The following is a 14,337-nucleotide window of genomic DNA, read 5'->3' as shown; positions in this document are numbered from 1 at the left end:
CTCAACTCCCTCGCCGACTACCTCACCAAGGTCGGAACCACCGGCCAGAAAGCAGAGTAGAACTAACCCTCAGGATTTCTGGCGCAGCACACTAGGTGTCGCCGGGTCCGCATCGGCTACTTCTTCCGCACGCAGCCCCTTGTAGACGCGGTTGCGCAGCGCAGAACCATGACGACCCGCAGCGCGGACGTGACCGAGTCCAGCAAGACGCCCGACCTGTCAGGGCCCGGCGACCGCCCGGACGGGGACGCGGGTTGAACCCGCGATTGCCGGGATGCCGCAACCAACGATCCTCCGTGCACCACCAATTTCGCGGTTGACCGGGAGTCGGTCTGCGCGCTCGGTCACCAGATGGCCACCACGCCCATCCGAACAGCCCGAAGAGGAGCGCCCGTACAGGGTGCCGTACTGCGTGGCGTCGTCCGGGAGTCATGAGCGGATTCGGGTGGGGCATCGGACGACCGGGCTTGACCGGTGGTTCGAGGAGTCACGGGTCTTCAGTTCGCAGGATGTAGGGAGGGGGGAAGCCGGCGCCGGATCTCTCCCTGTACGCGGCAAGAGACAAAAGACCAGCTCACAGCCCTGCAGAGCAGAACCGCCACCGACTGTAAACCTGAGACCTACGCATTGCGATACACAGACCGCATATGCCCGATTGGGCCCGAATCCCAAGGTCAACCAAAACAAGAAACCCCAGGTCAAAGACTTGGCCTGGGGTTCACCACGGAGCCGCCTTCGAGATTCGAACCCGAGACCTACGCATTACGAGACCATGAGCGTTTGTGTTGCAGTGTGCTGCCCGAATGCCGCCGGATGGTGTCGTGCCTGATCGGATCCCATGCGTCGGGTTGGCCCGTGCTACCTTGCGATGCACCGTCCGAAGGCGTCTGTCCACCGTCTCCACCGGCAGGGTCGCCCGGTCAGCTACGCATCACCCGCCCCATCGCTTCTGGCGGAACCCCTGGCAGGGGCGGAGCCTGACATAAGGACGACTGTCCATTTCCCACAAGGAGCGAGCGCGGACCGATCAGGAAGGCCGAGCCGCATAGCCAACGTCTCCACGCAACCAGGGGATTGACAGGTCGTCCACGCGCGGCTGGTCGGGAACTCGCTTGTCCGCAAGGAGGCGTCCGGGGTCGTCGCCTGCATCACGCCCCGGAACCTACCGCTGCCGCTCGGCCGACGCGGGCTTCCACCGCGCACTGCCCCTCCCCGACCTGCTGGTCGCCGCCACAGTGGAACTGAACCGGCGAACGGTCTTCCCTTACGACGGAGACTTCGACATGATCACCTCCATCACCGGCCAACCCACCGAATAGGTCGTTCCGCCCGGCGGTGCCGACCGATGAGTGTCAGTCCAGCAGCCATCGACCCGTGGCTGCCGGGCCTGCGTCCAGGTCATCGCGGACCGACCAGCCCAGATCTTGGCGGAGGCGGCGGAGGTAGGCGTCCATCTGGACCAGTCGGGCCAGTCGCTTCCCCGCAGGCGGGAGGTCCCCGTCCGGAGTCGCCCGCCTGAACGCCCCGCGCATCCGCTACGTCCCCGAATTGGGCGAACACTCGTGGCGGGCCGTTCTCGGCACCATAGACCGTCTACAGAACTGTAGACGATGAACGGCGGTGAACCACCTGGTGAATGGGAGGCGCGATCCGATTGACGTCTGGGCTGACACCCTTTGATCGAGCCACTTCAACCGGGACGGAACCGCCTGGCGGTCCAGTCACGCGTGGCGGCTACCTCGTCAACTTCGTGGCCTGCTGGGTTGCGGGGTCCGTCTGCTGCATCCGCGGGAGCGGCTGTTCGGCCCAGATGACCTTCCCCGCCGGCAGATAGCGGGTGCCCCAGCGGTCGGCGAGCTGGGCGACTAGGAACAGGCCCCGGCCGCCCTCGTCGGTGTTGGCCGCAAAGCGCAGGTGCGGGGAGGTGCTGCTGGTGTCCCAGACCTCGCAGATCAGCGTGCGATCGCGCAGGAGACGGACTCGGATCGGCCCGGTGGCGTAGCGGATGGCGTTGGTGACCAGTTCGCTGAGGATGAGTTCCGTGGTGAACACGGCCTCTTCCAGGCCCCACTGCACCAGCTGTCGGTTGGTCCGGGACCGTACGTCGGCCACCGCGGCGGGATCGGAAGGCACCTCCCATGCCTCCATCCGGTCGTCCGCCAGAGCGCGGGTGTGGGCGACGAGCAGGGCGATGTCGTCGGTGGGGTGTGCGGGGAGCAGGGCGTCCAGCACGGCCGCGCAGGTCTGTTCAGAGGTCAGCTGGCTGCCGGTGAGGGCGGCGCGCAGGAGTTCCAGACTGTCGTCGATGTCGCGCCCGCGGCGCTCGATGAGGCCGTCGGTGTACAGCACCAGCCGACTGCCCTCGGGCACATGCAGATCGACGGCCTCGAACGGAAGCGCCGCAAGGCCCAGGGGCGGCCCGGCCGGTACCTCGGGGAAGTGCACTGTCCCGTCGGGCAGGACGAGAGCGGGTGGAAGATGGCCCGCGCGGGCCATGGTGCAGACCTGGGTGGTCGGGTCATAGACCGAGTACAGGCAAGTGGCGCCGGTGATGGCCGACGGGCCGTCACGGCCGGTCTCCTCCTGGTCGATGCGGGCGACCAGGTCGTCCAGGTGCCACAGCAGTTCATCGGGGGCCAGGTCCAGCGCGGAGAAGTTGCGCACGGCCGTCCGCAACCGGCCCATGGTGGCCGCCGCGTGCAGGCCGTGTCCGACGACGTCGCCCACCGCCAGCGCGACACGGGCGCCGGACAGGGGGATGACGTCGAACCAGTCGCCGCCCACCCACTGGGCCGGCAGGTAACGGTGGGCGAGGTCGACCGCGCTCTGTTCGGGCATGGCCCGCGGCAGCAGGCTGCGCTGCAGTGTGACGGCGGTGGCGTGCTCACGGGTGTAGCGGCGGGCGTTGTCGATGCTGAGTGCGGCGCGGGCGACCAGCTCCCCGGCGAGGGACAGGTCGTCCTCGTCGAACGGCGCACGCTCGCGCGACCGCCAGAAGTAGGCGATGCCCAGGAGGACGCCCCGGGCGCGCAGTGGGGCCACGATGCGGGAGCGGATGCCCGCGTCGAGGATGGCGCCGGCCCGCTCGGGGTCCTGGGCCCGCCATTCCCGGACGGTGGCCAGATCCGGTTCGAGCACGGGCTGCCCCTTCTGGAACGCCTGGGCCTGAGGAGTGGTGGGGCCGAGTTCGAAGACCTCGCCGAGTGGGATGAAGGGATGCCTGTCGTCCATGCCGTGGACGGCTGTGCGGCGCAACCGGACCCTGCCCCGCTGCGACGGGTCCTCGTCCCGTAGCGCGCTCTCGGCCAGATCGACCGCGGCGAAGTCGGCGAACCGCGGTACTCCGACCCGGGCCAGTTCCTCGGCCGTCTTGGTGAGGTCGAGCGTGGTGCCGACCGCACCGCTGGCGTCGTACAGGAGTTTGAGGCGGCGGCGGACCGCCTCGGCCTTCTGGGACAGCAGACGCAGTGCGGTGGAGTCCCGCAGGGTGGCGACGCTGCCGGGCGGTCCGCCGCTGCGCCCGGTCGGCCAGCTGTTGACGACCAGCAACCGGTCGCCGACCGTCAGGACCTCGTCCCGCACTTCCTGCCCCGGCGCCAGCGTGTCACTCACGGTCGGATCGAGTCCGATCTCGGCGAGTCGCCGCCCTTCGAGTCGGTCCGCGGACAGGCCGAGGAGCCGATGTGCCTCGCTGTTGATCACGGTGATGCGCCCCTGAGCGTCGCAGCCGACCACACCCTCCCGGATGCCGTACAGCATGGCCTCCCGGTCCTGCAGCAGGCCCGCGATCTCCTCCAGCTCCAGGCCGAAGGTGCTGCGCTTGAGCCTGCGGGCGAGCAGGAAGGAGGCGCCGACTCCGATACCGAGAGCGATACCGACGTAGATGCCGAACGCGGTCAGCTCCTGCCCGAACTGGGCGGCCGCCCGGGTCTCGGGGATGCCGGCGGAGACCTCGCCGACAAGTCGGTGACCTGGTCCGGGCGCGTAGATCGGCGCCGTTCCATTGGCCGAGCGGCCGGTGGCGCCCGTGTCGATCCGTACGTGCGGCTTGCCGTCCTGCACCACGATCGGCTCGGATACCGGTCGGCCGATCAGTGCGGGGAGGGGATGGGAGTGACGGATGCGGTGCAGGTCGATGACGACGACGTAAGACGCGTCGGCGTCGCGGGCGATGCGCTGCGCCACCGTCTGCACGACACCCGACGGGCTGGGGGCCGTACCCCTGGCCATCGCGGCGCGAACCTGTGGATCACGCGCCGTCGTCTGCGCGATCGACACGGCACGTTGCTCAAAGTAGTCGTCCAGCCGCCCCCGCTGAGTGAACGCGAACAGCGTGAAGCCGATCACGCTGGTCACCGCGAGGATCACCAGCTGGGCAAGGAGGATCCGCTGCGACAGCCTGCGCCTGCGGGCATGCGGAAGGCGCAGCCCCCATCGGCGCCAGAACCGCTCGAGCACGCCGCCACGACCCTTCATCAACAGGACGGTCGTATATTGATTCTCTCGCAGCCTGGGGACCACCTGCCATTTGCGAGCCCTCCTGGCCGGTCGGGATCTCTGCGAGCCCGTCGCACCGCGGCCCATGGTCCGGGTGAGTGGGTCTCTGTCACGGCGGCGGTGCAGCGACGCGTGGAGGCGAGGATGACGGCGAGGGCGCGGATCCAGGAGTCACAGGCGCAGCGGACAACGGTCGGGGTGATGAGCAGAAAGATCAGGCTCATCACCTTGATCAGCGGGTTGATGCCGGTCCCGCGGTGTTTCCCTGAACGGGTTGCCGACAGCGTCGCCGGTCACGGTGGCGGTATGCGAAGGCGAGCCCCTGTCACCGTGGGGGCCCTCCTCGACCAGCTTTTGGCGTTGTCCTTGCCGGCGCCGGATTCGGCGAGCAGGATCGCCATCAGGACGCCGGCGGCGACTGCGCCGACCAGGTAGGTGCCGAGCGGGGCGTAGCCGATGGCGACACCCAGGGCGACCGGGGCAGGACCGCAAGCAGGCCGGGGGTTGCCAGCTCACGCAGAGCGTCGATGGCACACACGTTCGACAATCCATTCGAACGCGGGGTGCTGGTTGCCGTCCATGATCCCGAGCGGGCGCGGAACTGCTGGCGTGCTCACACTGTGACGCCAGGCCCCGAGCCGCGCGTGACACCTGTCAGGACCGGACGGTCCCGCCACTGATGATCGTCCCATCGAAGATGGTCGCATTTCGCCCGTCGGCGGACGTCTCCCACGGTGGCGGACACCGGGTTGTCCGGCGGGGCCGCGTCGCGGATCTCTCTGATGACCCAGGGGAAGTTGGCGCCGAGCGAGCCCTCGTCGGGCTTCTTGGCGTCGACGATGTCGAGGTTCTCCGCCGCCTTCGCGCAGTCGAGGGTCTCCTCGACGCTGTCCGGTGATCTTCGAGGTGGCTGGATCACTCCGGGACCGGTGATCCGGGGGCGCGAGGTGGCGGGGCTGAAGCCGTGGGAAGTCGACGAAGAGTTGTGGGCAGTGGTCGAGCCGCTGCTGCCCAAGGTCGAGCGTCGGATGCGGCATGCTGGCCACCAGGGACGTCACTGCCATACCGAGTGCCGCGGCGCAGTCCTGCTCTGGAACATCCTCAGCTACCTGGGCGCTGGCGCCACCAGCATGGTGCGGGCGCCGATCCGCTCGGCCAACAGGCCGAGCGGGACGAGCAGAAGAAAAGCCACAATGCCGACAGCGGAACCGGCGACGGTGAGGTTCGGCAGCCCTACGTACCGGGTCAGGATCACGACGGAGAGACCCAGGTATGCGCCCGACCCCAGGCCGTCGACGAGTGCGACGACGACCGGGGAGGCGAATCGCGGTGCGGTGGAGAGCCCAGCCGCCATCAGTAATACTCGTGCATCAACTCGTGGGACCAGTCCGGCTGGCGAACCTCGCCCCGGGCGGCGAACTCCGTCATGTATGGCTTGATGTCCAGCACGGGAGTGCCGTCAATGGCGTCCAACCCGCGTATGAACAGGTCGGTTCCCTGCACCGTGAGCAGTTCGCAGCGTGAGACCCCCAGCCGGTTGGGCCGGTTCTTCACTCGCTGGGCCAGAACGCCGACCTGAGGCCAGTCGGTGTTGCCACGCGGATGGCGGGCGCCTCGGTGCGTCTGCTCGGGGGCGACCTTGTGGAACAAGAAGACCACTTCCAGGTGGCTGAAAGTGTCGAGGCAGGCCACGGCGTCAAGCCCGAAGACGCTGGAGTCAAGTCGGATGATGGCTTCCACCCCGCCCCAGTGGTCGTCTGTGATCTCCTGGCGGGGGCTGGAGATGACACCGATCGGCACCACTTCGTAGCTTGCCCTGTTGGGAGTTGTCATCTCACTCTCTCTCCGCGTTCTTCGGACATGTAGCAGATTGTGTCGAAGCAGGCACGTCGAGATCAGCGAAGGCATCGGCGAACGGCCGGAACAGGCTGTGACGTTCGCACTCCTTGGCCCAGCCCCGCAGCACGGTCATCCCCCGCGCGCGGGCCCGGGGGGCCAGTTCCGACACGAGTCGGCTCTTGGCGATCCCCGCTTCGCCCGTGACATCGACGACGACCGGACCGCCCTGTCCCAGATGTGCCACCCGATCCAACCGGCCGAGCTCCTCATTCCTGCCTACGAACAGTGCTTTGCTCATCGGCTCGTCTGATCGGCGATCATCCTCAACCACGACGTACTCTCCTTGGGCACCGGAGCCCGATCACAGCCTCGGCTTACGCTTCGGCCGGAGGACAACTGGCCTCGGCGCGAAACGGTACGGTGGTGGGGAGAGCAAAGCATCGGTGAAACCACCTAGCCGCGCACTGATAGGCGCTGTCGACCCACACCAGCTTCAGCAGCCGGCCCGGCTGGTCCATGAACGTCTGGGTCTGATGCAGGTTCGGGTGACAGGTGCGGTCACGCGGCCTGGAGGGCCGGTGTGGTCATGACGGTCTCGAATTCGATGGGGGTCAGCCGACCGAGCGAGGTCTGTCTGCGCCGCCGGTGGTAGGTCCGCTCGATCCAGGTCACGATCGCGATCCGCAGTTCTTCATGGGTGGCCCAGACACGGCGGTCGAGGACGTTCTTCTGCAGCAGACTGAAGAAGGACTCCATGGCCGCGTTGTCGCCGGCAGCTCCGACCCTCCCTATCGAGCCGGCCATCCGGTGGCGGTCCAGCGCCCGGACGAACTTGCGCGAGCGGAACTGGGCGAGTTCAACCGGTCGTTGCAACACCGGGCTGTAGTGAGCGTAGCTGCTCCTGGAAGACCTCGGCCGGGGTCTTCCAGCCGAGGATCTTGCGGGGTCGGTTATTGATCGCCAGGGCGACGGCTTCGAGGTCCTCGGCGGACCACCGGGACAGGTCGGTGCCCTTCGGGAAGTACTGACGCAGCAGCCCGTTCGTGTTCTCGTTCGTGGGTCGCTGCCAGGGCGAGTGCGGATCGGCGAAGAACACCTTCGTCCCGGTCTCGAGCGCGAACTGGGCATGCCCGGAGAGTTCCTTCCCGCGGTCCCAGGTCAGTGTCTTGCGGAGCTGCTCGGGAAGCTTCGTCATCGACACCGTCAGGGCAGTGTTCATCGCGACGGCGCCGTAACCGCCCAAGGCCGGGCCGTTCTTCACGGGCGGCACCTCGCCCCAGCCCTCCATCCTCGGCAGATGCACCAGGAGGGTGGATCGGCTGCTGCGCTCGACGAGCGTGCCGATCGCGGACCGGCCCGTCCCGATGATCAGATCGCCTTCCCAATGCCCCGGGACCGCGCGGTCTGCGGCCTGTGCAGGACGTTCACTGAGGACGACATCCGCGGTGACATGCCCTTGCGGCCTGTTACGTGACCTCGACCGAGGCTCTCGAAGCGCCCGCCCGGTGCGCAGGCAGGCGACCAGCTCACGCTTGAGTGCACCACGGCCCTCGATGAACAGCGACTGATAGATGGCCTCGTGGCTGATGCGCATGGACTCATCCTCGGGGAAGTCGGCTTTCAACCGGTGCGAGATCTGTTCCGGGCTCCATGCTGTCGCCCACCGCCTGTCTTGCCGGTGCGGCTTGTTCAGCCCTTTCCACGCAGGCGTCTGCGGTCCTGCGGCGACCGTCCCGTCAGACCGGTGAACGTTCCCCGACAACCTCTCCTGAACGTACTGGCGCAACCGGTCGTTGCCCAGGAGCTTCGCGCTCTTCGGGCGCTTGGCCGCCTGCTGAGCCTTCCACTGGGCGACCGTCGCGCGGTACTCCTGCTTGCCGCTGCGCGTGGCGGCGTTGCGGCGCAGTTCGCGCGAGATCGTGCCGGGGTCACGCCCCAGGGCGCGGGCGATCTCGCGCACACCCTTGCTCATCGCCCTGAGGATCGCGATCTCCTCGCGCTCCTCGAACGTGAGGTACCGGCCCGAGGGCTCGGCCAACGAGATCGGAGGCATGCCGCCAGCGTGACGAAACCACCTCGCACCCACCGGCCACGACACGCCGACCGCCAGCGACGCCTCGGCCGTGGTGACCCCCGTGGCGATCAGCCGCCAGAACTGGCGCTGCACGACCCGAGACGGATCAGGCCGCCCCGGCGAACGCATCGCCGGCCGCAACGCACGGTCAGCGCGCCACTGCCGACGCCGCCCCTCCGGAACATCGCTGGTCCTCAAACTCCACTCCGCCGTGGCCACGCCGCACACCTCCGAGATCAGGGTGTTGCGACGACCAGTTGAATCCACCCTGCGATCCGCGATCACTGTGCAGAATGCAGCCGTCGACGTCACCACGCCGGGCCACGGCGTTGTCCAGGGCGGTCACCGCCAGGCGGGACTTCATCCGCTCGTCGATGGAGTAGCCCACGATCCTGTTGCTGAAGGCGTCCTTGATCGCGCAGAGATAGAGCTTGCCTTCGCCGGTGGCGTGCTCGGTGATGTCGGCGAGCCACAGCCGGTTCGCACAGGTCGCGGTGAAGTCACGGCGGACCAGGTCGTCGTGCACCGGCGGGCCGGCCTTCTTTCCCTTGCCGCGCTTCTTGCCGAACACGCTCCACCAGCGGTTGTCCCGGCAGATCCGCCATGCAGTCCGGTCCGCCATCACAGCCCCCGCGCCGCGCGCTTCGTCGGCGAGGAAGCGGTAGCCGAACTCCGGGTCGTCACGGTGCGCGTCGAACAGCGCGTTCGCGCGATACGCCTCCTCCAGCACGGCGTCGGTCACCGGCTGATCCAGCCAGCGGTAGTAGGGCTGTCTGGCGAGCTTCAGCACCCGACACGCAACCGTGACGGGCACCCCGTCCCCGGCCAGCTCCTTCACGAGCGGGTAGATCCTTTTCCCGGCAGATGCGCCTGCGACAGATAGGCCGCGGCCCGCCGCAGGACCTCGTTCTCCTGCTCCAGCAGCTTGATCCGCCGACGCGCTTGTCGAAGCTCTGCGCTCTCCTGGCCGGTCGTTCCGGGCTTGGTCCCGTCGTCGATGTCCGCGCGGCGCATCCACTTCCACAACGTCATCGGATGGACTCCGAAGTCGGTGGCCACCTGCTCGACCGTCACACCCGGCCCGCGGTTCTTCGCGACCCGCACGACGTCCTGGCGGAACTCCTCCGGATAAGGCTTGGGCACAGCGACATCCTTCCCACCCGCCCCACAGGGCAAGCCAGTTCAGATGTCACCCGATCGTGCGGCAGACCCTCTTCAGCAGCGCGGGGGCGGCCTTGGAGTCGTGCATGTCGGCCGTGGTCACGGTGACCCTGAGGAGCAGACCCTCGGTATCGGTCAGGACGTGACGCTTGCGCACATCACGTGACTTGAGTTCCCCCGAGTTTCGTAGAGTCCGGTGATTCCGCCTATGTCGCCGCCAAGCACGTGTGGAGCGAACCGGGACAGAGCTGTCCGCTTTGACGCCTTCTGAGCCGGTGGGTGCAGCTCACCCGGTGATCAGACCGCCGACTGGTGATCTTGGGATCTCGCTTCCGACTTGACCCCGAGCCTCTCAGCAGTCAGTCATGGCGCCACTGGCGGTGTTCGGCGTGGCGTGCTCGACGCAAATCCGGCGGGAGGACTGGCGGCGTTTCGCTTCGCGCCAGCCGTACCGCTCGCTCAGCGGGGCGTCGTCATCGTCGAGGCCCTTGGGTTTCTTCGGCGGGGCCGAGACCTGGCCGGGGAACTCGTTGGCCAGGCCCCGGTATCCGTCGTCGACCTCGGCTTTCACGCCGGGATGTTTGTGGAACTGCTCGGCGATGCCCTCGGTGCGCAGGGCGGTCTGGTCGTGCATCCGGCCCGGCCGTTCGGCTCCCGACCACAGGGTCCGGCCCTGTTGGTCGCTGATCGTGGTGGTCTTGATGGTGTTCTGTTTCCGCTTGCCCGAGACGAACGCCCGTCGGCCGGGACGGTTCGCTTGCGGGCGGCGGACCTGGGTCTCCATCCCGTCGATCCGCAACGTCACCTGCTCGGCCTCCGCGTAGGCGAACACGTCCTCCAGCGTGCGCAGCCGTACTCCGGGGCGGTCAGGCACGGCGAACCCGCGCGCGGCCAGCAGCGGGCGGACCTCGCTGATCGCCCGGCCGATGGTGGAGGAGCCCACCTCGTAGATCACGCCCAGCGCCGCATGCGTCAGCCCGGTCCGCAGATGGACCAGCGTCACCAATACCCGGTCGATGAAGACCAGTCCGTACTTCGGGCCGGCACCGATCTCGCGTTGCCGGGCACCACCGCGCCGCTCATGGCGTCCCGACTCGCAGCGTGCTTCCCAGCGTGGCGCGAGCTCTTCGATCAAATCGCCGAGATGTTGGCGCGAGATGCCGCAGAAGGCATGATGAGCCATGGCCGCGCGGGCCTGCTTGATGTTCACACCACAAGAACCCGCGCGGCCATCGACACGTCACGACCTGCTCGGGCAGGAGGTCAAACCCGGTCGAGGGGCCGATGCGGCTCGTCCGGGAGCTCCACTGTGATCGTGTCGCCGGGACGCACCACACCGCCCACCTGTACGACGCTCATGATTCCTGCCTTGCGCACGATGTTCCCAGCCTCGTCACGGCCGACGACCTTCTTCAGCAGCCCGTCCTGGAAGTTGTCGATCTGCAGGCAGGGATTGCGCAGGCCGGTGATTTCCACAATCGCCTCGTCGCCGATGCGCAGCAGTGTCCCGACGGGCAGGCAGAGCAGGTCGATGCCGCTGGTGGTGATGTTCTCGCCGAGCGCACCGGGTGTCACGTCGAATCCTTCTTCGCCGAATTCGGCGAAAAGCTCCTCTTGAATGAGGTGGACCTGGCGCAGGTTCGGCTGTGTGGGGTCCTGCGCGACACGCGAGCGGTGCTTGACCGTGACGCCGGCGTGTACGTCTCCCTCCACACCGAGCCCGGCGAGCAACATGATGCTGGGCCGGTTGGGCTTGGTGAACGAGTACTCGCTGTTGCTGCTGACTGCCGTCACCGTCCCGCTCATCCCGCGGACCCCCTGTTCAGTAGCGATGGCTCGCCAAGAGCCTAGCTCGCAGTTTTCAGCGCGCGCGGCGTCCTGCGATCAATCGCGGGTCAGACCGTTATGCTTCCCGGAGTAAAAGGGCTGGTCGGCGGCGATCCGGTCGATCGGCAGGAGCGTCCCGTCGAGCAGGACGTACGCCTTCCCCGAAGCAGCCCGGACGGCATCGTCGAGGGTCGGTGCGAGTGCGGCCAGCAAGTCGACGGCTTCTGTGATGTAGCGGTAGACCGTGCTCGTCCCGATCCCGAAACCTGCTGCGAGTTGGCCGTACGTGGTTCCGTTCCGCAGATGCGCCAACACCAGCAGGGCTTGACGCCCGACCGGGAGCCGACGCCAGCGGCTCTTGATCCGGCGGCGGTGTTCGCGCAGGCGAGCGGCGAGGAAGGACAGGGATCGACTGGACACGTCCAGCCCGCACGGGTACACAAGCACAGAAAGCCTCGGGCGGTACCGGGTGATCTTGGTCGTGAACCCGTCTACCAGGGGCTTCACCCATCTGTCGAACCCACTGTCCAGCTCACAGATCAAGTTGGCAAAGGCTCAGACGCCATCCGCTTATCGATGGCGGGGCTGGTCTGGTCGAACAGGGTTCCTGTTCGGGTGATCGCGCGAGAGTCGGCGCATGACAGCAGGGCCTCTTGGTAGGTCGGGGGTGCGAACCAAACCGATCACCAGGAGGCCCTGTTGCCGCAGTCTTTCGCGCTCGCGTGTGTGGAGTCCAACTCGCCGTCCCTGTCGTGTGACTGCCTCGCGCACAGGTTCGGCAACGCGGCCGACGGGCCAGAGCGCGTGCGGTGTTACGGCTCTGACATGACGGATTGCGGAATGGCAGGTCATCCGGGCGGTACTGCCGGTGCCCGCGTGGCTTGAAGGACGGGGCGGCCGACCGGAGAGCTATTGCCACCGTGTGATGCTGGATGCCGTCCGCTATGTGGTCGACAACGGCGTCAAGTGGGCCAATCTGCCTGTGGACTTCCCGCCGTACCGGCGTGTGCATGCGTTCGCCCGCCGCTGGCAGGTGACGGGTCTGCTCGCCGAGCTCCACGACCGGCTGCGTGACCGCGTGCGGGACAAGGAGAGCCGCTCACCGGACCCGACGGCCGCGATTGTGGACTCGCAGTCACTGCGGGCAGCGGCGAACATCCCGCGCTCCACGTCCGGCTGGGACGGCGGAAAGAAGGTGGGTGGCCGCAAGCGGCACCTGGTGGTGGACTGCCTCGGCCTGGTCCTGGCCGTCGTGGTGACCGCGGCGAGCGTGCAGGACCGCGACGCCGCCGTCCCGCTGCTTGAGCGGTTGCGACAGATGTACTTCTCCATCCGCCTGGTGTGGGCGGACGGCTGGTCGACTGGGCAGCCGAGAACCTCCACCTCACCCTGGAGATCGTCAGACGCACCGACGACACCACGGGCTTCGTGGTGCTGCCGCGCAGGTGGGTGGTGGAAAGAACGCTCAGCTGGCTGATGCGTTCGCGCCGCCTGGTGCGCGACTACGAGACCCTGCCCGTCATGCACGAGGCCATGGTGCTGTGGTCGATGACGATGCTCATGAGCGGCCGCCTGGCCGGACGCCGCCCCGGTGCCTTCAGCCGGCCGGCACCACGAGCGCGGTGAACACTCCCGGCCGCACCTGCCGAGCCCACCCCCGCTCCACCAGGCGTTTCGCCTTCGACCGCAGCCCCTCGACCTTCGCTGGAACCACCTGAAGCCCCAGAGCCCTGGCCAGCTGCTGACAGCGCATGCCCTCCCTGCCCGCTTCCGACTCCAGCACCGACTCGATCCGCTGGTAGTCCGGTGCCAGGACCGACGCCGTCATGCCGTCGGTCCGGTGGAGCACCACCGACCCGGCCACTGGACCTCGCTGCGGCTCCTCGACCACGGAAGGCGGCTCGGCCAGCACCTCGGCCACCGTTGCACGGGCATCCACCAGCCGCTGAAGAGCCCGCTCCGCCTCGCCGAGCGCGGCCTGCACCCGCTCGGCCTCCTCCTGCAACAGCGCGATCTCTTCCCGCACCTTCTTCTCCCGGGCTTCCAACAGACCGAGCACCGACGGCACCAGCCACCTCCACGAGCGACGCGAGCCAACGAACCGTCCGCATCTCTCCCACCGCCGACCGGAGGTCATGCCCACCCAGCCCGAACCAAACGATCACGTTCGGAAAGCGGATGGCGTCTCAGTGAGGCAGTGCGAAGTCATCACGTGCGGGAGCAAAGGGGATCAATTTGAGGACGCCTTCGCGAGCATTGACCTTCACGATCGGGCCGCTTGGAGACGCCTCGGTGCCCCAAAAACGGCGCCGTATGGCTGCCGTACTGCCCACACCGAGCGATCGAGTAGCGACGAGACACTTATGGGTGGATATGCCCTTCGCTGACGAAGCCGGCGACGATCCGGATGACGTCGGTCGGCCTGGTCGTGACGCCCCCGATTCGACCCACCGCAGTGTTCGCGTCAAAAGATGGTGCCCTGACCTGGGGTTATGCGAGCGTCGGGCGACATGACCCACTACGGCTGGTTCGACACCAACGCCTTGTGGCGCGAGGTCTTCGGCCCCCTCGAACCCGGCGCCGACGGACGCGTTCTGCCCGACCTGTGGGACCCGGCCACCGACCGCGCCACCCGCAGTCCCTACGTCCAACTCCCGCCCGGTGGCTTCCTGTTGCTGCATGGCCCCCTCCTGCTGCGCCACTGGTTCCCCTTCGACCTGACCGCCCACGTCCTCCTCTCACCAGGCGCCCTGCGCCGCCGCACCCCTGAAGCCGACCGCTGGACGCTCCCCGCCTACGAGCGCTACGAGGTCGAGACCGACCCGGCCGGCACCGCCGACGTCCTGGTGCGGGCCGACGACCCGCGCCACCCGGCGTGGAGCGGCTGAGCCGCCCCAAAATCTGATCGACGTATTCCTTTTATATGTACGCGCATATAG

Annotated in this window: 12 protein-coding genes and 9 pseudogenes; 6 read left to right on the top strand and 15 right to left on the bottom strand. The window is 67.7% G+C overall.

The window, feature by feature from the left end; all coding sequences use genetic code 11:
• Positions 1–400: 400 nt before the first annotated feature.
• Both ACWC09_RS45370 and ACWC09_RS45365 read left to right on the top strand, forming a co-directional pair.
• Positions 401–557, top strand: a pseudogene (locus ACWC09_RS45370) (hydrolase); the annotation flags it as partial.
• A gap of 624 nt (positions 558–1,181) precedes the next feature.
• A pseudogene (locus ACWC09_RS45365) lies at positions 1,182–1,319 on the top strand (VapC toxin family PIN domain ribonuclease); the annotation flags it as partial.
• A gap of 415 nt (positions 1,320–1,734) precedes the next feature.
• Here the strand turns inward: ACWC09_RS45365 and ACWC09_RS45360 are convergent.
• The 3 genes and pseudogenes from ACWC09_RS45360 to ACWC09_RS45350 form a co-directional block, all read right to left on the bottom strand.
• The gene (locus ACWC09_RS45360) at positions 1,735–4,476 is read right to left on the bottom strand and encodes a SpoIIE family protein phosphatase (RefSeq protein ID WP_450857273.1); all 2,742 of its coding nucleotides are present in this window, start codon (positions 4,474–4,476) and stop codon (positions 1,735–1,737) included.
• Positions 4,477–4,790: 314 nt separating this feature from the next.
• Positions 4,791–4,967 carry a hypothetical protein gene (locus ACWC09_RS45355; RefSeq protein ID WP_450857280.1) on the bottom strand — a complete coding sequence of 59 codons (177 nt, stop codon included), beginning with the start codon at positions 4,965–4,967 and terminating at the stop codon, positions 4,791–4,793.
• A gap of 251 nt (positions 4,968–5,218) precedes the next feature.
• A pseudogene (locus tag ACWC09_RS45350) lies at positions 5,219–5,413 on the bottom strand ((5-formylfuran-3-yl)methyl phosphate synthase); the annotation flags it as partial.
• 31 nt (positions 5,414–5,444) lie between these two features.
• Between ACWC09_RS45350 and ACWC09_RS45345 the strand changes: the two are divergent.
• Positions 5,445–5,546 (top strand): annotated as a pseudogene (locus ACWC09_RS45345) (IS5/IS1182 family transposase); the annotation flags it as partial.
• A 56-nt stretch (positions 5,547–5,602) separates the two neighbouring features.
• On the opposite strand, the gene ACWC09_RS45340 reads toward ACWC09_RS45345, so the two are convergent.
• From ACWC09_RS45340 to ACWC09_RS45290, 11 genes and pseudogenes are all read right to left on the bottom strand, one after another.
• Positions 5,603–5,851, bottom strand: coding sequence for a hypothetical protein (locus ACWC09_RS45340; protein WP_450857283.1), 249 nt, complete (start codon positions 5,849–5,851; stop codon positions 5,603–5,605).
• Positions 5,851–6,330, bottom strand: a complete 480-nt coding sequence (locus tag ACWC09_RS45335; protein WP_450857271.1) for an SAM-dependent methyltransferase — start codon at positions 6,328–6,330, stop codon at positions 5,851–5,853. Before ACWC09_RS45335 ends, ACWC09_RS45340 begins: the two co-directional genes overlap by 1 nt.
• Position 6,331: 1 nt before the next feature.
• Positions 6,332–6,667 (bottom strand): AAA family ATPase, encoded by a 336-nt coding sequence (locus ACWC09_RS45330; RefSeq protein WP_450857269.1) that lies wholly within the window; start codon positions 6,665–6,667, stop codon positions 6,332–6,334.
• Between the two features lie 227 nt (positions 6,668–6,894).
• Positions 6,895–7,188: pseudogene (locus tag ACWC09_RS45325) on the bottom strand (integrase core domain-containing protein); the annotation flags it as partial.
• Between the two features lie 4 nt (positions 7,189–7,192).
• Positions 7,193–8,608 carry an IS30 family transposase gene (locus ACWC09_RS45320; protein WP_450857278.1) on the bottom strand — a complete coding sequence of 472 codons (1,416 nt, stop codon included), beginning with the start codon at positions 8,606–8,608 and terminating at the stop codon, positions 7,193–7,195.
• A gap of 70 nt (positions 8,609–8,678) precedes the next feature.
• Positions 8,679–9,086, bottom strand: a pseudogene (locus tag ACWC09_RS45315) (transposase); the annotation flags it as partial.
• Between the two features lie 158 nt (positions 9,087–9,244).
• The gene (locus ACWC09_RS45310; protein WP_450857267.1) at positions 9,245–9,553 is read right to left on the bottom strand and encodes a transposase; all 309 of its coding nucleotides are present in this window, start codon (positions 9,551–9,553) and stop codon (positions 9,245–9,247) included.
• Positions 9,554–9,599: 46 nt separating this feature from the next.
• Positions 9,600–9,803, bottom strand: a pseudogene (locus ACWC09_RS45305) (transposase); the annotation flags it as partial.
• A 120-nt stretch (positions 9,804–9,923) separates the two neighbouring features.
• Positions 9,924–10,781, bottom strand: coding sequence for a transposase family protein (locus ACWC09_RS45300; protein ID WP_450857265.1), 858 nt, complete (start codon positions 10,779–10,781; stop codon positions 9,924–9,926).
• Between the two features lie 53 nt (positions 10,782–10,834).
• A complete protein-coding gene (locus ACWC09_RS45295; RefSeq protein ID WP_450857263.1) occupies positions 10,835–11,377 on the bottom strand; it encodes an MOSC domain-containing protein in 543 nt (180 codons plus the stop codon).
• 99 nt (positions 11,378–11,476) lie between these two features.
• Positions 11,477–11,845 (bottom strand): annotated as a pseudogene (locus ACWC09_RS45290) (helix-turn-helix domain-containing protein); the annotation flags it as partial.
• Between the two features lie 421 nt (positions 11,846–12,266).
• Here ACWC09_RS45290 and ACWC09_RS45285 point away from each other — a divergent pair.
• Both ACWC09_RS45285 and ACWC09_RS45280 read left to right on the top strand, forming a co-directional pair.
• Positions 12,267–12,875, top strand: coding sequence for a transposase (locus ACWC09_RS45285; RefSeq protein WP_450857261.1), 609 nt, complete (start codon positions 12,267–12,269; stop codon positions 12,873–12,875).
• A complete protein-coding gene (locus tag ACWC09_RS45280) occupies positions 12,827–13,024 on the top strand; it encodes a hypothetical protein (RefSeq protein WP_450857259.1) in 198 nt (65 codons plus the stop codon). Before ACWC09_RS45285 ends, ACWC09_RS45280 begins: the two co-directional genes overlap by 49 nt.
• Here the strand turns inward: ACWC09_RS45280 and ACWC09_RS45275 are convergent.
• The gene (locus ACWC09_RS45275; protein ID WP_450857257.1) at positions 12,996–13,466 is read right to left on the bottom strand and encodes a hypothetical protein; all 471 of its coding nucleotides are present in this window, start codon (positions 13,464–13,466) and stop codon (positions 12,996–12,998) included. The two genes, ACWC09_RS45280 and ACWC09_RS45275, sit on opposite strands and share 29 nt — an antisense overlap.
• Before the next feature lie 454 nt (positions 13,467–13,920).
• Between ACWC09_RS45275 and ACWC09_RS45270 the strand changes: the two are divergent.
• Positions 13,921–14,286, top strand: a pseudogene (locus ACWC09_RS45270) (uridine kinase); the annotation flags it as partial.
• Between the last annotated feature and the right edge of the window lie 51 nt (positions 14,287–14,337).

The sequence above is a fragment of the Streptomyces sp. NPDC001617 genome (assembly GCF_053596855.1).
Note: the sequence above shows the minus strand (reverse complement) of the source record. Positions and strands in the feature narration are given on the sequence as shown.